22 protein-coding genes are annotated in these 20,570 nt (G+C 45.0%); 20 read left to right on the top strand and 2 right to left on the bottom strand.

The window, feature by feature from the left end; all coding sequences use genetic code 11:
* The first annotated feature begins 4 nt into the window (after positions 1–4).
* The 20 genes from L3V33_RS15700 to L3V33_RS15605 all read left to right on the top strand — a co-directional run bounded on the left by L3V33_RS15700 (position 5) and on the right by L3V33_RS15605 (position 17,518).
* Positions 5–892 carry a MinD/ParA family protein gene (locus L3V33_RS15700; RefSeq protein WP_004736216.1) on the top strand — a complete coding sequence of 296 codons (888 nt, stop codon included), beginning with the start codon at positions 5–7 and terminating at the stop codon, positions 890–892.
* Positions 885–1,619 carry an RNA polymerase sigma factor FliA gene (locus L3V33_RS15695; protein ID WP_017076812.1) on the top strand — a complete coding sequence of 245 codons (735 nt, stop codon included), beginning with the start codon at positions 885–887 and terminating at the stop codon, positions 1,617–1,619. The genes L3V33_RS15700 and L3V33_RS15695 overlap by 8 nt, the downstream gene beginning before the upstream one ends.
* Before the next feature lie 42 nt (positions 1,620–1,661).
* Positions 1,662–2,030 carry a chemotaxis response regulator CheY gene (gene cheY, locus L3V33_RS15690; protein WP_016767062.1) on the top strand — a complete coding sequence of 123 codons (369 nt, stop codon included), beginning with the start codon at positions 1,662–1,664 and terminating at the stop codon, positions 2,028–2,030.
* A 106-nt stretch (positions 2,031–2,136) separates the two neighbouring features.
* Positions 2,137–2,868, top strand: coding sequence for a protein phosphatase CheZ (locus L3V33_RS15685; protein WP_017076811.1), 732 nt, complete (start codon positions 2,137–2,139; stop codon positions 2,866–2,868).
* A 9-nt stretch (positions 2,869–2,877) separates the two neighbouring features.
* Complete coding sequence (locus L3V33_RS15680; protein ID WP_065206818.1) at positions 2,878–5,058, top strand: chemotaxis protein CheA; 2,181 nt, start codon at positions 2,878–2,880, stop codon at positions 5,056–5,058.
* A 13-nt stretch (positions 5,059–5,071) separates the two neighbouring features.
* Positions 5,072–6,193 carry a chemotaxis response regulator protein-glutamate methylesterase gene (locus L3V33_RS15675; RefSeq protein ID WP_017076809.1) on the top strand — a complete coding sequence of 374 codons (1,122 nt, stop codon included), beginning with the start codon at positions 5,072–5,074 and terminating at the stop codon, positions 6,191–6,193.
* Positions 6,194–6,203: 10 nt separating this feature from the next.
* A complete protein-coding gene (locus tag L3V33_RS15670) occupies positions 6,204–6,986 on the top strand; it encodes a ParA family protein (protein WP_017076808.1) in 783 nt (260 codons plus the stop codon).
* Positions 6,973–8,118, top strand: coding sequence for a chemotaxis protein CheW (locus L3V33_RS15665; RefSeq protein WP_237290781.1), 1,146 nt, complete (start codon positions 6,973–6,975; stop codon positions 8,116–8,118). The genes L3V33_RS15670 and L3V33_RS15665 overlap by 14 nt, the downstream gene beginning before the upstream one ends.
* A gap of 74 nt (positions 8,119–8,192) precedes the next feature.
* Positions 8,193–8,687: a chemotaxis protein CheW gene (locus L3V33_RS15660; RefSeq protein WP_004736225.1), complete on the top strand. Its 495-nt coding sequence runs from the start codon at positions 8,193–8,195 to the stop codon at positions 8,685–8,687.
* Positions 8,687–9,199, top strand: coding sequence for a DUF2802 domain-containing protein (locus tag L3V33_RS15655; protein ID WP_017090989.1), 513 nt, complete (start codon positions 8,687–8,689; stop codon positions 9,197–9,199). The genes L3V33_RS15660 and L3V33_RS15655 overlap by 1 nt, the downstream gene beginning before the upstream one ends.
* A gap of 278 nt (positions 9,200–9,477) precedes the next feature.
* Positions 9,478–10,095, top strand: a complete 618-nt coding sequence (gene ccmA / locus L3V33_RS15650) for a cytochrome c biogenesis heme-transporting ATPase CcmA (protein ID WP_012603450.1) — start codon at positions 9,478–9,480, stop codon at positions 10,093–10,095.
* Between the two features lies 1 nt (position 10,096).
* Positions 10,097–10,765: a heme exporter protein CcmB gene (ccmB, locus tag L3V33_RS15645; RefSeq protein ID WP_004736228.1), complete on the top strand. Its 669-nt coding sequence runs from the start codon at positions 10,097–10,099 to the stop codon at positions 10,763–10,765.
* A 178-nt stretch (positions 10,766–10,943) separates the two neighbouring features.
* The gene (locus L3V33_RS15640; RefSeq protein ID WP_004736229.1) at positions 10,944–11,684 is read left to right on the top strand and encodes a heme ABC transporter permease; all 741 of its coding nucleotides are present in this window, start codon (positions 10,944–10,946) and stop codon (positions 11,682–11,684) included.
* Positions 11,685–11,698: 14 nt separating this feature from the next.
* On the top strand, positions 11,699–11,905 hold the full coding sequence (ccmD, locus tag L3V33_RS15635; RefSeq protein WP_004736230.1) for a heme exporter protein CcmD: 207 nt from the start codon (positions 11,699–11,701) through the stop codon (positions 11,903–11,905).
* The gene (gene ccmE, locus L3V33_RS15630) at positions 11,902–12,384 is read left to right on the top strand and encodes a cytochrome c maturation protein CcmE (protein WP_017076805.1); all 483 of its coding nucleotides are present in this window, start codon (positions 11,902–11,904) and stop codon (positions 12,382–12,384) included. The genes ccmD and ccmE overlap by 4 nt, the downstream gene beginning before the upstream one ends.
* Complete coding sequence (locus L3V33_RS15625; protein WP_237290780.1) at positions 12,381–14,351, top strand: heme lyase CcmF/NrfE family subunit; 1,971 nt, start codon at positions 12,381–12,383, stop codon at positions 14,349–14,351. The genes ccmE and L3V33_RS15625 overlap by 4 nt, the downstream gene beginning before the upstream one ends.
* Before the next feature lie 5 nt (positions 14,352–14,356).
* A complete protein-coding gene (locus L3V33_RS15620; protein ID WP_237290779.1) occupies positions 14,357–14,908 on the top strand; it encodes a DsbE family thiol:disulfide interchange protein in 552 nt (183 codons plus the stop codon).
* Positions 14,905–15,393 (top strand): cytochrome c-type biogenesis protein, encoded by a 489-nt coding sequence (locus L3V33_RS15615; protein WP_102447220.1) that lies wholly within the window; start codon positions 14,905–14,907, stop codon positions 15,391–15,393. Before L3V33_RS15620 ends, L3V33_RS15615 begins: the two co-directional genes overlap by 4 nt.
* Positions 15,393–16,613 carry a c-type cytochrome biogenesis protein CcmI gene (gene ccmI / locus L3V33_RS15610; RefSeq protein WP_146456876.1) on the top strand — a complete coding sequence of 407 codons (1,221 nt, stop codon included), beginning with the start codon at positions 15,393–15,395 and terminating at the stop codon, positions 16,611–16,613. Before L3V33_RS15615 ends, ccmI begins: the two co-directional genes overlap by 1 nt.
* Before the next feature lie 119 nt (positions 16,614–16,732).
* Entirely contained in the window at positions 16,733–17,518 is a 786-nt protein-coding gene (locus L3V33_RS15605; protein ID WP_016790906.1) for an MlaA family lipoprotein, read from the top strand.
* Between the two features lie 94 nt (positions 17,519–17,612).
* On the opposite strand, the gene L3V33_RS15600 is transcribed toward L3V33_RS15605, so the two are convergent.
* Complete coding sequence (locus tag L3V33_RS15600; protein WP_146456874.1) at positions 17,613–18,911, bottom strand: outer membrane protein transport protein; 1,299 nt, start codon at positions 18,909–18,911, stop codon at positions 17,613–17,615.
* A 295-nt stretch (positions 18,912–19,206) separates the two neighbouring features.
* Positions 19,207–20,457, bottom strand: coding sequence for an outer membrane protein transport protein (locus L3V33_RS15595; RefSeq protein ID WP_146456872.1), 1,251 nt, complete (start codon positions 20,455–20,457; stop codon positions 19,207–19,209).
* Positions 20,458–20,570: the final 113 nt, after the last annotated feature.

Genomic DNA, 20,570 nt, shown 5'->3' with positions numbered 1-20,570 from the left:
AAATATGAATGAGAATATGATACACGATCAAGCTAGCGGCCTCCGTCGCTTAACCAAGCCTTCACTCACAAAAGTTATCGCTGTAACCGGTGGTAAGGGAGGCGTTGGTAAATCGAATGTGACGTTAGGTATGGCTATTTGTATGGCTCGCCAAGGCAAGAAAGTCATGGTACTGGATGCCGACTTAGGGCTGGCTAACGTAGACATCATGCTGGGCATTCGTTCTAAACGAAACCTGGGTCATGTGTTGGCTGGCGAATGTGAACTTAAGGATGCGATTGTCGAAGGGCCGCACGGAATTAGAATTATTCCAGCGACATCTGGCACACAAAGCATGACTGAACTTTCACACGCTCAACACGCTGGGTTGATTCGTGCATTTGGTTCGCTTGAAGATGAGATGGATATCTTGTTGGTTGATACCGCTGCGGGTATTTCAGACATGGTAATTAGCTTCTCAAGAGCGGCGCAAGACGTGGTTGTTGTGGTTTGTGATGAGCCTACCTCAATCACAGATGCATATGCACTGATCAAGCTTTTGAGCCGAGAGCACCAAGTTCAGCGATTCAAAATTGTTGCAAATATGGTCAGAAGCTACCGCGAAGGCCGAGAATTATTTGCAAAGTTGACTTTGGTCACAGAGCGCTTCTTGAATGTGAGCCTCGAACTCGTAGCATGTATTCCTTTAGATGATAAAGTACGTCAATCAGTCAAGAGACAGAAAATCGTAGTAGATGCGTACCCTCGCTCTCCAGCTGCATTGGCAATCAGCTCTTTGGCTAATAAAGCATTGACCTGGCCAATACCAAAAACGCCAAGTGGACACTTGGAGTTCTTTGTTGAAAGGCTGCTGAATCGTACTGAATTTATAGAGGAACCATTTGGTGAATAAAGCGCTTACTTACGATCAACATGCTAATCACAATAGCCAACAGGCTTTTTTTGAGAAGTATTCTGTGTTGGTTAAACGTATCGCTCATCACTTGTTGGGGCGATTACCGCCTAATGTCTTGGTTGATGACTTAATTCAAGCTGGCATGATTGGCTTGATTGAAGCGCAACAAAACTATGATGGTACCAAAGGCGCAAGCTTTGAGACGTATGCAGGTATTCGGATTCGCGGAGCTATGTTGGATGACATTCGCCGTGGTGACTGGGTACCGAGATCGGTTCATAAAAACAATCGAGAAATCAGCAGTGCAATCGCGGAATTAGAGGGTACCCTCAATCGCGACCCAAGTGATGCCGAAGTGGCAAAGCACATGGGGCTGAGTTTAGACCAGTACCACAACGCTTTAACTGATATTAATTGCTCAAGACTTGTCGGGATCGAAGATTTAGGCGTCTCAGATGATGTAATATCTCCGAATGAAGACTCTCAAGATAATACGCCCTTTCAAGGGGTTGCTGATGAGTCATTCCGTCAAGCTTTGATCGATTCGATAAAACAACTTCCGGAAAGGGAAGGCCTTGTGCTTTCGCTTTATTACGACGAAGAACTCAATTTAAAAGAGATTGGGGAAGTACTAGGTGTCAGCGAATCTCGTGTCAGCCAAATACTGAGCCAATCTATGCAGCGTTTACGCACTAAGTTAAGTGCTTGGACACAGAACGACTAACAACACTGATTCTATTCAGTGGAGGCTAATTTGAACAAAAACATGAAAATTCTCATTGTTGATGATTTTTCAACGATGCGCCGAATTGTTAAAAACCTACTTCGCGATTTAGGTTTCAACAACACTCAAGAAGCAGACGATGGCTTAACCGCGTTACCTATGCTGAAAAAAGGCGAATTTGATTTCGTGGTAACTGACTGGAACATGCCAGGCATGCAAGGTATTGACCTGCTTAAACACATTCGCGCAGATGCAGAACTTAAGCACCTTCCAGTGCTTATGATCACTGCGGAAGCGAAGCGTGAGCAGATCATCGAAGCAGCGCAAGCGGGTGTTAATGGTTACATTGTGAAGCCTTTCACTGCTGCAACGCTGAAAGAGAAACTTGATAAGATTTTTGATCGCTTATAAGCATCAATAAGTTTTAGGCACTTCTAGGCAAACACTGACCGATAAGTTCTCTGTTTATCTCGATAGCCTAAGCGCACAAAGTATGCGGAGTAAGGCCGAACTCAGGATGATTTCATTAGAACAAGCAAAAAAATTAGTAGAGCTGCTTGAGAACGATGAGCAGCAAGATGCTGATTCTCTTGTTAGAAGCATTTATGAAGACAATTTTAGTCTTCAAGACAATCCAATGCTTCAAGAAATAGGAAGTTTGACTCGCGACCTCCATGACTCTTTGACTCAATTCAATTTCGATGAGCGCATCAGCGTTATCGCAAATGATGAAATCCCTGACGCAAGGGATCGCCTTCAGTATGTCATTGATAAAACGGAAGTTGCGGCAAATAAGACGATGGACGCTGTCGATCGTTGTATGCCAATTGCAGACAACCTACACGAGTGTTTACTTCAAGTAAGGCCTCAATGGAATGAACTGATGCATGGCCGCATTGAGCTGGCACAATTTAAAGCTTTATGTCACCGCATTGATGGATTGCTTGTCCAAGTAGAAGGCGATAGTACTGAACTACGTGGACAATTGACTGAAATCTTGATGGCTCAGGATTTCCAAGATTTAACTGGGCAGATAATTAGCAAAGTTATTACCTTGGTGAATGAGGTTGAAGGACGTTTGGTCGAGATTCTCACCGTATTCGGTGCGAATCAAACAGAGCCAACTCCAGAGTCAGAGAAGAAAGCATCTATTGCGCCTGAAGGTCCAATTCTGAACCCAGAAGAGCGTGAAGATGCTGTTGCATCTCAAGATGAAGTCGACGATTTGTTATCCAGTCTTGGATTTTAAAGGTAACGTATGAGCTACGATTTAGACGAAGATATTCTTCAGGACTTTTTAGTCGAAGCAGGAGAGATCCTTGAACTCCTATCAGAACAACTGGTAGAGCTTGAGAATAACCCTGACGACAAAGACCTATTAAATGCTATTTTCCGTGGTTTCCATACAGTAAAAGGTGGTGCTGGTTTCCTAGCATTGACTGAGCTGGTGGATACTTGTCATGGTGCTGAGAATGTGTTCGACATTCTACGAAACGGCCAGCGCAGCGTAACATCAGGTTTGATGGATACGATGCTGCAGGCTCTAGATACAGTTAATGTACAGTTTCAAGCCGTGCAAGATCAGGAACCTTTAGTGCCAGCTGATCAAGCTTTATTGGATGAACTTCACCGCCTCTGTAAACCACAGTCGACCGATGAAGCTGCTCCAGTAGAAGCCCCAGCACCAGTAATCGCTGAACCCGCTTTTGAAGCGCCTGCTGAACCGATCGTCGAAAGCGCAAGCATTAGTGCATCTTCAGTGGATGATATCTCTGAAGATGAGTTTGAGCGTCTGCTTGATGAGCTTCATGGTAAAGGTGGTTCACCAACAGCATCTTCTGTATCAACACCGCCGCCAGCTCCTGTTGCTCCTCAGTCAGTTGCTGAGAGTGGTGATATTACGGATGACGAATTCGAAAAGTTATTAGATGAACTGCATGGTGCGGGCAAGAGCCCGACGGCAGTAGGTTCAGCGCCTCCTCCTCCGCCAGCACCTTCTTCCGCACCCGTTTCGGCGATGTCTGAAGGTGATGACCTGATGAGCGACGAAGAGTTTGAGAAGCTACTAGACCAGTTACATGGTTCAGGTAATGGACCAACTATTGAAGAGCTAGATGCAGCAACTAAACCTGCTGCAGCGAAGCCTATTGCACCAGTGCCTGCTCCACAAGTCGCTCCTAAGCCTAAGCCATCTGCACCAGTCGCTGTTAAAGAAGCACCAGCGAAAGCTGAAGTTAAAGTGCCAGCGAAGAAACAACAAGCCGACGCTACAGTTCGTGTCGACACGTCAACACTGGATACCATCATGAATATGGTGGGTGAGCTGGTGTTGGTTCGTAATCGACTTGTAAGCCTTGGCTTAAACAGTAACGATGAAGAGATGGCAAAAGCTGTCTCGAATTTAGATGTTGTTACCGCAGACCTCCAAGGTGCGGTAATGAAGACTCGTATGCAGCCGATCAAGAAAGTTTTTGGTCGTTTCCCACGAGTTGTCCGCGACCTTGCTCGTAGTTTGAAGAAAGACATTGTTCTTGAAATGCGCGGGGAAGAAACGGATCTTGATAAGAATTTAGTTGAAGCACTTGCCGATCCTCTGATTCACTTAGTGAGAAACTCTGTGGATCACGGTATTGAAATGCCTGAAGCCCGTATTGCGGCTGGCAAATCACAAACGGGTAAAGTGATTCTTTCCGCCTCGCAAGAAGGTGACCACATTGAACTGGCTATCGTTGATGATGGCGGCGGCATGGACCCTGATACGTTGCGTGCTATTGCGGTTAAACGTGGTCTGATGGACGAAGATGCCGCATCTCGTTTATCAAACAAAGAATGTTTCAATCTTATCTTTGCTCCTGGCTTCTCAAGTAAAGAAAAAATCTCGGATATCTCAGGTCGTGGTGTAGGCATGGACGTTGTGAAAACAGCGATCAACACACTGAATGGCTCGATTGATATCGATTCAGAGATGGGGCAAGGCACCAAGATTACGATCAAGGTTCCATTGACGCTAGCGATTCTACCAACCTTGATGGTCGGTGTTGCAGGTCACCCATTCGCATTGCCATTGGCATCTGTGAACGAGATTTTCCACTTAGACCTCAGCCGCACTAACGTGGTTGATGGCCAACTGACCATCATCGTCCGCGATAAGTCTATTCCGTTGTTCTACTTGCAAAACTGGCTAGCACCCAAAGCGGGTATTGTGGAATTGCGCAAAGGGCACGGACATGTTGTTATCGTACAACTTGGTAGCCAACGTGTTGGTTTCGTTGTCGATACGCTTATTGGCCAAGAAGAAGTGGTTATCAAACCACTTGATAAACTACTACAGGGCACGCCAGGAATGGCAGGCGCGACAATTACAAGTGATGGACACATTGCGTTGATTCTAGATGTGCCGGACTTGTTGAAGCAGTACGCAGCTGCGTCAAGAATTTAATTTAAGGATAAATATGGCGATTAAAGTATTAGTCGTTGATGATTCGAGTTTTTTTCGTCGTCGCGTTAGCGAGATCATCAACTCAGAGGCTCGCCTAGAAGTCATTGATGTAGCAGTAAACGGTAAAGAAGCGGTTGAGAAAGCGAAACAGCTGAGACCTGACGTAATCACGATGGACATCGAAATGCCTGTCATGGACGGCATCACCGCCGTTCGTGAAATCATGGCTGCGTCGCCAACGCCTATTTTAATGTTTTCATCGCTAACGCATGATGGTGCGAGAGCAACATTAGATGCGTTAGACGCTGGTGCTCTAGACTTCCTACCTAAGAAGTTTGAAGACATCGCACGTAACCGCGATGATGCTGTCGCATTGCTTCAACAACGTGTGATTCAGATTGCAGCAAAGCGTGCATTTATGCGCCGTGCTCCTATTGCGCCACGAGCTACAGCCACACCGGCAACAACTTCAACACCATTGCGCCAACCGATTTCAGCCGCAGCTTCAGCAGTGAAACCAGCGGTTGCATCAACGGCGAAATTCAGAGCTTCGGGTAAAAAGTATCAATTAACTGCAATTGGTACTTCTACTGGTGGCCCTGTTGCACTACAGAAAATTTTGACGCGCATCCCTGCACACTACCCACATCCGATTGTGTTAGTTCAGCATATGCCAGCAACGTTCACTGCCGCTTTTGCTAGCCGACTGAATACCTTATGTAAGATTGAGGTTCGCGAAGCACAGGACGGAGATGTGTTGAAACCTGGAGTGGCTTATCTTGCTCCTGGTGGTAAACAGATGATGGTTGACGGCCGTGCAGGATCTGCTCGCTTAAGAATTATCGATGGCGGCGACCGAATGAATTACAAACCTTGTGTGGATGTAACCTTCGGCTCTGCAGCGAAGATCTACGGCGACAAAGTCTTGTCTATGATACTGACCGGCATGGGCGCTGATGGTCGAGAAGGTTCGCGTATGTTAAAAACTGCGGGCTCGACAATCTGGGCGCAAGATGAAGATAGCTGTGTTGTATATGGTATGCCTCAAGCTGTAGCAAAAGCTGGCATTTCTACTGAAGACCTCCCTCTAGACCGCATTGCGGAAAGGATTTTGGTTGAAGTTGGGTTAGCTTAGGTAAATCGAAATGATTGTTTGGAGTGTTGCAAACCAAAAAGGTGGTGTTGGTAAAACGACCTCGACCGTGACCCTGGCAGGTTTACTTGCATTGAAGGGGCACCGTGTTCTGTTGGTTGATACTGACCCGCATGCATCACTAACCACCTATCTGGGTTACGACTCAGATACGGTGGAATCGAGTCTGTTTGATCTATTTCAGTTGCGTGAGTTTAATGCGCCGACAGTAAGACCTTTGATTTTACAAACGGAAGTCGAAGGTATCGATATTATTCCCGCGCACATGTCTTTGGCAACATTAGACCGTGTTATGGGAAATCGAAGCGGTATGGGGTTGATCTTGAAGCGTGCTTTGGCCGCTTTGAAAGACGACTATGACTATGTGCTTATCGATTGTCCGCCGATCTTGGGTGTGATGATGGTCAACGCATTGGCTGCCAGTGACCGTATTTTGATTCCGGTACAGACTGAGTTTTTGGCAATGAAAGGCTTAGAGCGCATGATTCGCACTTTGGCTATAATGCAGAAGTCTCGCAAAACACCGTTTAAGGTGACGATTGTCCCGACGATGTACGACAAGCGAACTAAAGCATCACTGCAAACATTAACTCAGCTAAAAGAAGATTATCCAAATCAAGTTTGGACATCCGCTGTACCGATAGACACTAAGTTTCGAGATGCTAGCCTAAAGCGCTTACCAGCATCTCATTTTGCATCGGGTAGTCGTGGTGTATTTGCTTACAAACAGCTGCTTATTTATCTCGAAAGGCTGGCGATAAATGAGCGCGAATAAAGAATCAACAATGGCGCGATCAAGTTTATCAAGTGAACAAGCACTTGATGATTACTTTACTGCGCTGTTAGGTGATGAAATGCTGGATTCTGACGAATTTTTTGTTGACGAGACCAGCGATGAGTCATCATCTGCAGAGCCAGAGCCAGAGCCAGAGCCAGAGCCAGAGCCAGAGCCAGAGCCAGAGCCAGAGCCAGAGCCAGAGCCAGAGCCAGAGCCAGAGCCAGAGCCAAAATATTCGAGTTACTCGACCTATGCCGAGTTGCGAGAAGCTGAATTTGAAGTGCCTAATCTGGAAGACGTTCAAAAATTACTGAGCCGCTTAGAAGCGACGAACGTGGTTGATGAACTGAATCTTGATGAATTAATGGATCAGAACACGCAGAAAATCGCTCAGCAAGCAGACATGCAAATGTTTGATGCTGCGGTGGAATCCGTTCAGCTTTCTGTAGAGCCTGAGATTCAAGATTGGAACCTCCCTGAGCCTGATTTATCGATGGCTGTTGAACAAGCCGTTGAGCCGACAATTGAGTCACCAATAGCTGAAGCGTTGAACGTCGAAGATCAGCAAGATGGAATTCACACTGAAGAGTCAGAAATTGAATCTATCAGTGAGCCCGAGGTTGAGGTTGAAACTCAATCTGGCGGTATTGAACGGTTTACATCTTGGGAAACTACGGCTCGAAAAGAAGATTTTCAGGTACTGTATTTTGATGTCAACGGGGTAACATTTGCTGTTCCTCTTGATGAGCTTGGTGGTATTCATCGCCTTGAAGAGCTAAGCCATTTGATTGGTAAGCCTGCTTGGTATTTAGGTTTGCAAACAAACCGAGAGAGTCAGTTAGATGTGGTCGACACCGCAAAGTGGGTGATGCCTGAAAAACTAACGAATGATGAATACAAAGAAAACTATCAATATATAGTGATGCTTGGCGAAAGCTTATGGGGGCTTGCGGGTACTGAACTGAAAGGTACCGAGCTTCTTAATACAGATAAAGTTCGTTGGCGAGAAATGGCAGGTAAACGCCCATGGCTCGCTGGTATGGTAAAAGAAAAAATGTGTGCTTTGATTCATGTTGAAGCATTGATCGCCATGCTAAACGCAGGGCTAGATGTAAAAGCATTAAGCTAGTAATAAGCATTAGGCTAACAATAAACGCATCAAGTTAATAATAGTGGTCGGTAACGACGGCAAGAGGATTAAATATGTCTCATATGAGTGAAATTGAAGTAAGAAAAGACCCAACCAATGATGAAGTACTTCAATGGGTGACATTCCAGCTAGAAGAAGAAACTTACGGCATTAATGTTATGCAGGTACGTGAAGTACTTCGCTACAGTGAAATTGCTCCAGTACCGGGTGCTCCAGATTACGTTCTAGGTATTATTAACCTGCGTGGTAACGTTGTTACTGTTATCGACACTCGTTCTCGCTTTGGTTTGATGCAAGGTGAAATCACAGACAACACTCGTATCATCGTTATTGAATCTGAGCGTCAAGTCATTGGCATTCTAGTAGACAGCGTTGCTGAAGTGGTTTACCTACGTTCTTCTGAAATCGACACAACTCCAAGTGTTGGTACTGATGAAAGTGCTAAGTTCATCCAAGGTGTTAGTAATCGTGATGGCAAGCTGCTTATCTTGGTAGATCTAAACAAACTACTAAGCGAAGACGAATGGGATGAGATGGCTCACCTGTAATGTTTGAAGCGCTTCCTTTAAGCCCTGTTGCTCTGATTGCCGGAGTCGGGGTTTTTACGTTATTCATCGTGATTTTGATTAGCAAAGTAAAACGTGCGATTCAAAAGCAGCTCGATCAGTCACGCCTGCAAGTTCGTAACTTGGACAAAGAGCTTCAAAAATCGAGCAAGCAATTGCTTGAGGTTCGCTCTGTCGTGGTTGGCCTTGGTCAGAAAGTGACGGAACAGCAAGATCTAATCAAGCACTTGAATGAACGCATTGTAGAGCTGGAACATGTTGATACCGATGGGCGCTTGTACACGCGTGCAACGAAAATGGTTCAGCTTGGTGCAGGGATAAACGAACTGATCGAAGAGTGTGAATTACCTAAAGCTGAAGCTGAGCTGATGATGTCTCTGCAGAATAAGCTCGCGGGTAAGGAAAAAATTCCTTCGCTAAGAAGTAACCCTTCATCGTACGATGAACAACCAGATGCATCTCATAAGCGCAGAGACCCAACTCGACGTCGTTAAATTGAGCGCTCACTGCGTATTGAGTAATTGATGTTTATCGTGCACTCCTCTTAAAAGAAGCTTCGGCTTCTTTTTTTATGCCTCACAGCTCTATATAGAACGATGTTTATAAGTGCTTGTATCTAAGGCAGTATCTTGTTTGTTGATGAAAATGTGTAAATTGTGATGCGGTGGTAACAGTTTCTTACGGAGTTTGTTCTATCGAAAACGCCTAGTCCTGTTTTGTCACCATATTGGTGTGCTACTATAGCCCTTTCATTACTCGACTAAATTTACCTATGCTTGAAGTCTCAAATTTAACTGCTATTCGTGACGACAGGGTTCTATTTGAATCTTTGTCTTTTCAATTGAAACCCGGTGAGCTGGTTCAAGTTGAAGGTCGTAACGGTACTGGGAAAACGACACTCCTTAGGATTATCACCGGCTTAGGTGATCGTGATGAAGGCACTATCTCTTGGGATGGTGAGTCCATTGAAACGAGTCGAGATGTGTATCACCAAAATTTGCTTTTTCTTGGTCACCAAACTGGCGTAAAACGCGAGCTTAGTGCCTATGAAAACTTGAGCTTCTATCAATCGATTCACAGCAGTGGAACGAGTAAGGAAGAACTTTACAATGCTTTGGCTCAAGTCGGCCTTGCTGGACGAGAAGACGTGCCTGCAGGTCAACTTTCGGCGGGTCAACAGCGCCGTGTAGCATTGGCTCGTCTGTGGTTAAGTAAGCAAATGTTGTGGATTCTAGATGAACCGCTGACTGCCATTGATAAGCAGGGTGTTAAAGTTCTAGAGTCTCTTTTTTCTCAGCATGCAGACAACGGTGGCATTGTGTTATTAACCACACACCAAGACATGTTTGCTGATAGCCCGAAACTAAGAAAAATAAAGTTGGGTGAGTAATATGATTTCTTCAATGACAACGATCATTCGACGTGAGCTGTTGATCGCATTTCGTCGCCAAGCCGATATCTTTAACCCTCTGTGGTTTTTTATCATTGTCATCACCCTTTTCCCATTGAGTATCGGCCCTGAGCCAAACCTACTTGCGCGTATCGCAGCGGGCATTGTTTGGGTTGCTGCTTTACTTTCTGCATTACTCTCTCTCGAACGATTATTCCGAGATGATTTTCAAGATGGCGCGCTCGAGCAGATGATGCTGATGCCCATCCCGTTGCAGTTGGTAGTCTTGTCCAAGGTCATAGCGCACTGGTTATTGACAGGGTTACCATTAATATTGATCAGTCCGTTGTTAGCGGTACTGCTGTCCTTGGATTTCGATACTTGGTTATCGGTGGTCTTAACGTTATTGGTTGGTACGCCTGCATTAAGCTTTATTGGTGCGATTGGTGTCGCTTTAACGGTTGGATTACAAAAAGGCGGTGTGCTGTTAAGTCTGCTTATTTTGCCGTTGTATATCCCAATTCTTATATTTGCTACATCCGCGATTGATGCGGCAGCACTAGGCGTTGCGTATAACGGACAATTAGCTGTGTTAGGGGCAATGCTAATGGGCGCAATGACGCTCACCCCATTTGCCATAAGCGCAGCGCTGAGAGTGAGTGTTAACTAGTTAATTATCTGATTAAAACTAGCTAACCAAGCGCTCACTTCCACTTTGTTTGTTCAGAGTGAACTAATTGAAGCTTTTAAACTCATAGAGTCACTGAAAGAGACAGTAAGCCAAATAAATTATAATAATTATAGCTGTGATAGCTGTAAGCAATATGAAGTAAGAGTGAGATTACAACATGTGGAAATGGCTCCATCCCTATGCCAAAGCAGAAACCTCTTATCAGCTTGCTGGTAAACTTCTGCCATGGTTCTCTATCCTAGCGCTATTGTGTCTATCAGTCGGTACTGTGTGGGGGCTTGCATTTGCGCCTTCTGATTACCAACAAGGCGATAGCTTCCGTATCATCTATATCCATGTTCCGTCTGCAATTTGGTCGATGGGCGTATACATGTCGATGGCAATTGCGGCATTTATCGGCTTGGTATGGCAGGTGAGATTATCAGACATGGCGGCATTGGCTATGGCGCCTATTGGTGCTGTCTTTACCTTCATAGCGCTGCTAACCGGTGCTGTTTGGGGTAAACCAATGTGGGGTGCTTGGTGGGTTTGGGATGCACGTTTGACCTCAGAGCTGATTCTTCTATTCCTATACTTGGGTGTGATTGCACTACACCACGCGTTTGACGACCAAAAAACCGCAGCGAAAGCAGCAGGTATTTTGGCGATCGTTGGTGTCATCAATCTACCTATCATTCACTTTTCAGTAGAGTGGTGGAATACACTTCACCAAGGCGCGACGATTACTAAGTTCGATCAGCCTTCTATTTCAAGTGACATGCTATGGCCGCTTCTTCTCAACATCTTCGGCTTCGCCTTTTTCTTTGGTGCTGTGACTATGGTTCGTTTTAGAAACGAAATCATCAGTAAAGAAAGTCACCGTCCGTGGGTTCGTAAACTCGCGGCTGATAAAGCGTAGTAGGGTAGGTAATTATGTATTTTGAATCTCTGAGTGATTTCTTTGCCATGGGTGGCTACGCCTCATATGTATGGAGTGCATTTGGAATCACATTCCTCGCGATGATCATTTTACTGGTCTTAAGCGTTCGTCGTGGTAAGCAATTACTAAATGAAGTACAAGCTAAGATTGATCGTCAAGCTCGTATCGATGCAGCAAAAAATATGGAGAACACTCTATGAACCCAAGACGTAAAAAGAGGCTGGGCATTGTCTTAGCGATCTTTTTTGGTATCAGTGCAACTGTTGGATTAATGGTTTATGCGCTTAACCAGAACATGGATCTGTTCTACACGCCAACTGAGCTTGTTAACGGCAAAGACGGCAAGAAACCTGAGGTTGGCCAACGTCTGCGTATTGGTGGCATGGTTGTAGTCGGTTCTGTAAGCCGTGACAACGAATCACTACGTGTAAGCTTTGACTTGAAAGATGTTGGTCCTAAAGTAACGATTTTATACGATGGCATTCTTCCTGATCTTTTCCGTGAAGGGCAAGGTATTGTTGCTCAAGGCGTTCTGAAAGATGCGACAACAATTGAAGCTTTCGAAGTCTTAGCGAAACACGATGAAGAGTACATGCCTTCTGAAGTTGCTGAAGCAATGAAGAAAACCCATGAGCCAATGCAGTACTCGACAGAACAAAAAGAAGGAAGTGCTCAATGATAGCCGAGATCGGCCACTTTGCCATGATCCTGTCCCTAGGGCTGGGATTGCTATTGAGTGTGCTCCCGCTGTATGGGGCAGCTCGAAATAACACATTATTAATGAATAGTGCACGACCGCTATCATGGGGTATGTTCGGATTCTTAGCGATTTCGTTTTTTATCTTGTGCTACGCGTTCTACACCAATGATTTTACGGTTCAATACGTAGCAAGTAACTCGAATAGCCAACTTCCTTGGTACTACCGAATCACAGCGGTTTGGGGTGCTCATGAAGGTTCATTACTGCTTTGGGTTCTTATCCAAGCGGGTTGGACGGTTGCAGTAGCGACGTTTAGCCGTGGTATGCCTCAAGAGTCAGTGGCTCGCGTACTGGCTATCATGGGTTTGATTACTGTCGGCTTCTTGCTGTTCATTATCGTAACGTCTAACCCGTTCTTACGTACACTGCCTTACTTTCCTGTCGATGGCCGTGACTTGAATCCACTACTGCAAGACCCGGGTTTGATTATTCACCCGCCTATGCTTTACATGGGTTATGTAGGTTTCTCGGTTGCGTTCTCCTTCGCTATTGCATCTCTAATGAGTGGTCGTCTAGATACGGCGTGGGCTCGTTGGTCTCGTCCTTGGACAATTGCTGCTTGGTTATTCCTAACGGTAGGTATCGCACTTGGTTCATGGTGGGCTTACTACGAACTTGGCTGGGGTGGCTGGTGGTTCTGGGATCCAGTAGAAAACGCTTCATTCATGCCTTGGTTGGCTGGTACAGCGCTGATGCACTCGCTTGCGGTAACAGAAAAGCGTGGCACATTTAAAGCATGGACAGTATTGCTGGCTATCTCTGCATTCTCTTTAAGCTTACTAGGTACATTCTTAGTTCGTTCGGGCATCTTGGTATCGGTTCACGCATTCGCGTCAGATCCTGCTCGTGGTATGTTTATTTTAGGTTTCCTAGTATTCGTTATCGGTGGTTCACTGCTGTTGTTTGCTGTTAAAGGCGCATCGGTTCGTGTCCGTGGTAACTTTGATTTGGTTTCTCGTGAAAACGCACTGCTCGGCAACAATATCCTATTGATTGCAGCGTTAGTGGTTGTGTTAGTGGGTACATTGTTACCACTTGTTCATAAGCAGCTAGGTCTGGGCTCGGTTTCAATCGGTGCACCATTCTTTGATATGTTGTTCTTCTGGTTAATGATCCCGTTCTCGTTCCTATTGGGTATCGGTCCACTGATCCGTTGGAAGCGTGACAACCTGTCTAAGCTTATTAAGCCAATGTTAGTTTCGGGTATCTTCTCGTTAGGTTTAAGTGCGCTAATGGTGACCATGCTAGCCGATCGCTTTAGTGGTACTGCTTTTGCTGGTTGGGTGATGGCGTTCTGGATCTTCTTCATGCACGGCTTTGAGCTGCATGAGCGTGCAACACACCGTCATACCTTCATGAAAGGCCTAACTAAGCTGCCTCGTAGCCATTGGGCAATGATCTGTGGTCACATGGGTTTAGCCGTAACAGTGATCGGTATCGCGATGGTGCAAAACTACAGCATCGAACGTGATGTGCGTTTAGCGCCAGGCGAAAGCTACCAACTTGAAGAATACAGCTTCCTGTTTACAGGGGTTCGTGACAAAGATGGCCCTAACTACGATGGTTACATCGCTGACTTTGAAATTACTAAAGAAGGCAAGTACATCAACACGCTTCACGCTGAAAAACGTTTCTACACCACAGCTAAGTCTATGATGACTGAAGCTGCGATTGATCGTGGCGTAACGCGCGACCTTTATATCGCAATGGGTGAGCGTTTAGACGACAACAAATCTTGGGCTGTACGTATTTACTACAAACCATTTGTACGTTGGATCTGGGCGGGTTCTTTGATCATGTCGATTGGTGGTGTGATTGCTATCAGTGACCGTCGTTACCGTTTCCGTAAGCCAACGAAAAAGTCGGTTCAAGAGCAGGAGGCTTAATTCGAATGAACAAGAAGATTTTATTCATTCCATTGATTGCGTTCATGATTCTAGCTGGAATCTTTGCAACTCAATTGATGCGTAACCAGTCGGGTGATGACCCGACTAAACTTGAATCGGTATTGATTGGTAAGCAGGTTCCTGAATTTGGCCTAGAGGATTTGGAACAGCCGGGTAAGTTTCATGATCAAGCTATCTTTAAAGGTGAGCCGCTGCTTCTTAATGTGTGGGCGACTTGGTGTCCTACTTGTTATGCAGAGCACTCTTACCTGAATAAGTTAGCGGATCAAGGCGTTAAGATCATTGGTCTTAACTACAAAGATGATCGCAATAAAGCGGTTGGTTGGTTAAAAGAACTGGGCAACCCGTACTTAATCAGCTTGTTCGATGGCAACGGTATGTTAGGTCTTGACCTTGGCGTATATGGCGCTCCTGAAACCTTCCTCATTGATGCCAGCGGCGTGGTTCGTTACCGCCATGTTGGTGACGTGAACCCGACTAACTGGGCATCGACGCTTCAGCCGATGTACCAAGAGTTATTGGAGGAGGCGAAATGATTAAACAAACACTTGTAGCAATGTTCGCCACGTTCGCTATCTCTGCGTCGGTAACGGCGGCGCCTATCGAATTTCATGAGTTTGATACGGTCGATCAAGAGCAGCAATTTAAAGATTTGAGCAATACGCTTCGTTGCCCAAAATGTCAGAACAATACGATTGGTGATTCGAACGCGGAACTTGCGGTCGACTTGCGTCAAAAAGTGTATGAGATGACAAAAGAAGGCAAGTCTGAGCAAGAAATTATTGATTATATGATTGCTCGTTACGGTAACTTTGTAACGTACAACCCGCCACTGACCTTGGCGACATCGATCCTATGGGTTGGTCCGTTTTCGGTTGTTGTATTGGGTTTTGGTTTGATTGTTTTACGAAGCAGAAAGTCAAAATCAAAAGCAGTAGAGTCCAATAAAGACTGGGATGCAGACAAAGAAGCACGTTTAAAAGCGTTACTCGACGAAGAGAACGACGGAGATAAACAGTAATGACTCTATTTTGGATTTCTACAATTGTCCTTTCGCTAGCAGCTATTTTAATGATTGTTCTGCCTTTTTTGAACAAGAAGGAAAACAACGATGAAGTGCTTCGTGATGAGTTGAATAAAGCCTTCTATAAAGATCGCTTAGTTGAATTAGAAGTAGAAGCTGAAGAAGGCCTTGTTGATAACCAGCAAGAACTGATCGCTGACTTAAAACAGTCGCTACTTGATGACGTTCCAACGCAAGAAAAAATCAAGAGAACACAGATATCTACGCTGGGTGTCGTTGTACCGTCAGTGATTCTGGTTCTGGTTGTGACTTATGGTATGTACTTCCAGTTTGGTGCATTAGATAAGGTTCAACACTGGCAAGAAGTGAGTTCGAACCTTCCTGAGTTGTCTAAAAAGTTAATGTCATCAGAAGGTGGAACGCTTACCGATGATGAACTTGAAGATTTGACTCTAGCGCTTCGTACTCGTCTTCACTATCAACCAAAAGATTCAACGGGTTGGTTATTGCTTGGCCGTATTGCATTAGCAAACCGTGACGCTGAAACAGCGAAAGATTCTATGGAAAGAGCTTACAAACTTGAGCCTAAGAATGAAGATGTTCAGCTAGGTTTTGCTCAAGCACTGATGCTTTCACCTGATGAAGCCGATCAAAACCAAGCGCGTTTGATTTTGAGCCGTTTGATCCAAAACGATTATGTCGACCTTCGAGTGTTCTCACTGCTAGCGTTTGATTCTTTTGAACGTCAAGATTACCCGGGTGCAGTGAAGTATTGGAGCATCATGCAACAGATGATTGGTCCACAAGACAGTCGCTACGAGATGTTGTCACGCAGTATTGAAAGTGCTCAGAAGAAAATGGGCGACACTATGGGTGTTGACCAAGGTAAGAGTGTTGCAGTAACGCTTGAGCTGTCTGGCGATGTGAATGCCGATCCTAAGTCTGTGTTGGTTGTTTCGGTACATAGAGCTGATGGTTCGCCAATGCCGGTCGCTGCAGCCCGTTACCCATTGGGTTCTTTCCCACGTACTGTTGTTCTCGATGATGGTAACAGCATGATGGAAGGTTCAAAGTTGTCTAGCCTTGAAACTCTGATGGTTAGAGCCAGGCTTGATACAGATGGTAACGTTTCAACTCGCGATGGTGATTGGTACGGTGAAAGTGAAGTGGTTGAACTGGGTGCTCCAGTGACCATTAATATCAATAAGCAATATTAATCATCATTTTGCATAGGTGTTAGCTATTCCGATTTTGCAACAAACGGTATAGACTTACGCAAACAATTGAGGCCAGCGATTGCTGGCCTTTTTTTATTATTCCTTATGGAAAAGGTGATATGTCTGTCAGTGTTTTAAGACTCTCGAGTTTACTTTTTATCGCAAGCTTAACGGTGGGCTGTTCTAGCGCGCCAGATGAAAGCACGAACGATAATAATCTCGAAACCTCTGAATACGTCGAAGAGTCCCACCCGAATGACCCTTTCGAAGGGTTCAACCGAGCGATGTGGGATATCAACTACGAATATCTTGATCCTTATTTAGTTCGTCCTGTTTCACTCGCTTATGTTGGCTATACCCCTGTTCCAGTTCGCTCTGGTATCTCAAATTTTTTAGCCAACTTAGACGAACCTGCGAGCATGGTGAACAACATATTCATGGGTAATGGCGAGAAAGCACTCGACCATTTCAACCGTTTTTGGATTAACTCAACCTTTGGTCTGTTGGGCCTAATTGATATTGCCAGTGAAGCGGGTATCACCAAATATGACGACAAGTCGTTTTCTGATGCGATTGGTCATTATGGAGTAGGGAATGGGCCGTACTTTATGGTGCCGGGTTATGGTCCTATTACGACTCGTGAAGTGACGGAGCAAGTGGATAGTCTGTATGTACCTTTGTCATTAATTAGCTTCTGGGCGAGCCTCGGAAAGTGGGCGTTCGAAGGCATGGAAACTCGTGCTCAGTTAGTTTCTCAAGAAGCTCTGTTGGATGACTCGCCAGATCCATATGCTCTGACTCGTGAAGTTTACATTCAGCGTCGTGATTTTAAAGCCGAAATCGAACCGGAAGAAGTCGATCTTGAAGAAGAAGATTTCATTGACGGATACCTAGAAGATTACTAGATATTAGGTTTTGAATATCAGATAAAAGAAAGGCTCGATGTTGATAAGAACATTGAGCCTTTTTAATGTTTATTACTTTGATTCAGTAAATAGATTAGAAGCGGTAGTTAGCTTGGATACCCACTAACCAGATGCTACCTGTCACTTCACCTTCGAAGTCGCCACCAAATGGTGCTGATGCTGCATCGTCTTCAAGCATTTTAGCGTCTTTCGCTAGAATGTAAGTGAAACCTGCGTCTAGAGTTAGTTGCTCAGACCATTGGTAGCCAGCACCAATACTTAACCAAGTGCGATCTGTTTCTGGAATCGTCGCAGTACGGTGCTCTTCGCTTACTGCTGAAGTGTCGTATGCGATACCAGAACGTAGAGCCAGTTTAGGTGTCATTTGATAAGTCGTACCGATCGCAAAGCGGTAGTTGTCTTCCCAGTTCTCTGCCTTTATATCTTGAGTTCGATCTGAGCCAAACTCAGGAATGTCCGCTACCAGTTTTTTGAAGCTGCTCCAGTTTGTCCAGTTAATGCTCGCGTGAACTGCAACAGTATCTGTTAGCTGATGGAAACTTGCTAGTTCTGCTGTTGCAGGAAGTGCTAACTCCATAGAGCCGCTATATTGTGGTTTTATAGCACCTAATCCTCCGTGTGCAGCTGCGGCCTTATCGAAAGCTGCGCCTTTAGCATGTCCTTCTAGTGTCAGATCTACCTCTGATTTATAAGTAAAACCTAAGCGGTTGTTTTCATTGATTTGCCAAGCAGTACCCACTTGCCAACCCCATGCAGTATCATCACCTTCCATGTACTTTAAAGTAGTACCTGCTAGAGGATATTGAGGGCTAGCAACAGCACCAAAGCTACCTTCTGCCATGATGTAGCGAATACCACCACCAACAGATACGCTTTCAAGTACTTGATATGCTGCGTTTAGGTTTAGCTCCATTGTGGTAACACTTGCTTCGTTACCGTGGTTCGCACCACCGAAGTCTGTGCCTAGGTCTGTTTCCATACCGTAGTTGGTACCAGCTGCAAAACCTAATGCAAACTTGTCATTGTACTTATGAGAAACGTAAAAGTTTGGAATCACTGCACTATGAGCGAAATCGCTAGAATTTGAAGGTGTAGATGTGCTACCTGATGTTGAAGTACCGTCGATATCAATATTTGGATCAACATAGATAGCGCCAACAGAAACCTGTGTGCCTTCTAGATAAGTAAGAAGGGCTGGGTTGCGCCATTGTGAACCAGCGTTGTCTGCGATTGCAGCTTCACCAGCGTAAGCACGGCCAAGACCTGTTGCTGAGTATTCTGCTAGTTGAAAACCGGCCGCGTGAGTTACGGTAGAAGTCGATAGTAGTCCAAATGCCACTGCAGCAGATAGAAGAGTCTTATTCATTTTCATTATTATGTTCGCTGAATCATAAGTATTTAGTAGCGTGATTCTACGTTTAGAGTTATTACTTTAAAAATGAAATTCGAATAAAACAGTGTTTTAGCGATTTAATTATTAAATGGGTCTGTTTTCTAGATAAATGAACTGAATGTTTCGGGCATGTTGCGGAATTTGAGCGTACACCTGTAGTGTCATATGACCTCTGTGGAGTACACCTGTAAGCCTAAATGTTTAGTTTTGATTTATTTTGGGCAAAGAAAAGGGCCGCAATGCGACCCTTAAATTTTTCTAACTGAAGCTTATATTAGAAGCTACGGCTGTACTGCAGACCTAGAAGGATTGCATCAGCACGAGTAGTTGCTGAAACAGATGTGCCTAGAGGTGTACTTTCACTTACGTTTTTAACGTCTTCACCCAGTAAGTAAGTGAAGCCGAAATCTACGTTAGATGCAGTATCTATGTGGTATGTGAAACCTGCAGAGAACCATTGGCGGTCTGAATCTGGTACAGAAACTGATTTTAGGTCATCTTGAGCTGCGATGTCATACATGTAACCAGCACGTAGATCCCAATCGTTGTTTAGGTAGTAAGTAGTACCAACTGAGATGTGACCGGCATTTTTCCATTCGTATGCTGCATCAGGTGTCGTAGCTGTGCCACCGAACTCAATTTTATCAAATGCTTTCCAACCAACCCACTGTAGAGAGTAGTGAACCGCAAACTTGGTATCTTCAAGTTTGTGGTAACCAGAGAATTCAGCCATGTCTGGTAGCGGAAGTTTGATCTCCTGACCTTTACTATCTTCGGCAGTGATTTCAGGACTGTAGCGGTAAGATAGTCCGAAACGGTTGTTTTCGTCTAGCTCATAAACCGTACCTACGTTGAAGCCAACGCCCCAGCCATCAGCTCCGTCGATATCAACTAAGCTCAACCCATTAAATGGGCTGCTTGGATCTGCTGATAAGTTACTACTCGTCGTACGTTTAAGCGTACCTTTACCGTAGATAATATCAAGACCAGCACCGAAGCTCCATTGGTCGTTCAAGCGGTATGAACCTGCAAGACCGAAGTTAAGGCTCATGATATCCGTTTCGCCACCAAATTCTGAAGCAGCGAAATCGCTACCAAAGTCTGTAGATGTACCGAAATTAGAGTAAGCATTCACACCCCAAGCAAACTTTTCATTTACTGGAACGATAAGGTGGATGTTCGGTGCAACTGATGTACCGCCTGCGTCATCGTAGTTTGATGAGGTTGGAGTACTAATTGGGTTCATTGCTGAAGTGTAAGTAGCGTCAGAAACCTTAATGTCAGTTGTGATAGTTTCGAAACCAAGAGATAACTCAGTTTTATCAAACAGTGCCATTGCTGCAGGGTTACGAGCCATTACTGACGCGTTATCTGCAATTACGGCGTCACCAGCGAAAGCACGGCCAAGACCGGTTGCTGATTGTGCGTTAAGTTGGAAACCTGCTGCCATCGCTTGCGAGGACGCCAGTGTAATGGTTACTGCTAAAAGAGACTTTTTAAACAGACGCGTGTTGTTGGTAGTCATTCATTTATTCCTTTATATATCCGCCTCTACAGGGCGATTAATTTGAGCAATTGCTCAATGGTGGCTGATCCTATTCGCAAGTATACGATATACAAATCCGACCATTGGAAATT

Origin of the sequence: Vibrio sp. A2-1 (assembly GCF_021728355.1) — a bacterium.
GTDB lineage: Bacteria > Pseudomonadota > Gammaproteobacteria > Enterobacterales > Vibrionaceae > Vibrio > Vibrio splendidus_K.
This window is presented reverse-complemented; position numbering and strand designations above follow the sequence as displayed.

Coding starts and splice junctions, on each gene's coding strand:
- L3V33_RS15700 (WP_004736216.1), top strand. CDS start 5: ATGAATGAGAATATGATACACGATCAAGCTAGCGGCCTCCGTCGCTTA.
- cheY (WP_016767062.1), top strand. CDS start 1,662: ATGAAAATTCTCATTGTTGATGATTTTTCAACGATGCGCCGAATTGTT.
- L3V33_RS15685 (WP_017076811.1), top strand. CDS start 2,137: ATGATTTCATTAGAACAAGCAAAAAAATTAGTAGAGCTGCTTGAGAAC.
- L3V33_RS15680 (WP_065206818.1), top strand. CDS start 2,878: ATGAGCTACGATTTAGACGAAGATATTCTTCAGGACTTTTTAGTCGAA.
- L3V33_RS15675 (WP_017076809.1), top strand. CDS start 5,072: ATGGCGATTAAAGTATTAGTCGTTGATGATTCGAGTTTTTTTCGTCGT.
- L3V33_RS15670 (WP_017076808.1), top strand. CDS start 6,204: ATGATTGTTTGGAGTGTTGCAAACCAAAAAGGTGGTGTTGGTAAAACG.
- L3V33_RS15665 (WP_237290781.1), top strand. CDS start 6,973: ATGAGCGCGAATAAAGAATCAACAATGGCGCGATCAAGTTTATCAAGT.
- L3V33_RS15660 (WP_004736225.1), top strand. CDS start 8,193: ATGTCTCATATGAGTGAAATTGAAGTAAGAAAAGACCCAACCAATGAT.
- L3V33_RS15655 (WP_017090989.1), top strand. CDS start 8,687: ATGTTTGAAGCGCTTCCTTTAAGCCCTGTTGCTCTGATTGCCGGAGTC.
- ccmA (WP_012603450.1), top strand. CDS start 9,478: ATGCTTGAAGTCTCAAATTTAACTGCTATTCGTGACGACAGGGTTCTA.
- ccmB (WP_004736228.1), top strand. CDS start 10,097: ATGATTTCTTCAATGACAACGATCATTCGACGTGAGCTGTTGATCGCA.
- L3V33_RS15640 (WP_004736229.1), top strand. CDS start 10,944: ATGTGGAAATGGCTCCATCCCTATGCCAAAGCAGAAACCTCTTATCAG.
- ccmD (WP_004736230.1), top strand. CDS start 11,699: ATGTATTTTGAATCTCTGAGTGATTTCTTTGCCATGGGTGGCTACGCC.
- ccmE (WP_017076805.1), top strand. CDS start 11,902: ATGAACCCAAGACGTAAAAAGAGGCTGGGCATTGTCTTAGCGATCTTT.
- L3V33_RS15625 (WP_237290780.1), top strand. CDS start 12,381: ATGATAGCCGAGATCGGCCACTTTGCCATGATCCTGTCCCTAGGGCTG.
- L3V33_RS15620 (WP_237290779.1), top strand. CDS start 14,357: ATGAACAAGAAGATTTTATTCATTCCATTGATTGCGTTCATGATTCTA.
- L3V33_RS15615 (WP_102447220.1), top strand. CDS start 14,905: ATGATTAAACAAACACTTGTAGCAATGTTCGCCACGTTCGCTATCTCT.
- ccmI (WP_146456876.1), top strand. CDS start 15,393: ATGACTCTATTTTGGATTTCTACAATTGTCCTTTCGCTAGCAGCTATT.
- L3V33_RS15605 (WP_016790906.1), top strand. CDS start 16,733: ATGTCTGTCAGTGTTTTAAGACTCTCGAGTTTACTTTTTATCGCAAGC.
- L3V33_RS15600 (WP_146456874.1), bottom strand. CDS start 18,911: ATGAAAATGAATAAGACTCTTCTATCTGCTGCAGTGGCATTTGGACTA.
- L3V33_RS15595 (WP_146456872.1), bottom strand. CDS start 20,457: ATGACTACCAACAACACGCGTCTGTTTAAAAAGTCTCTTTTAGCAGTA.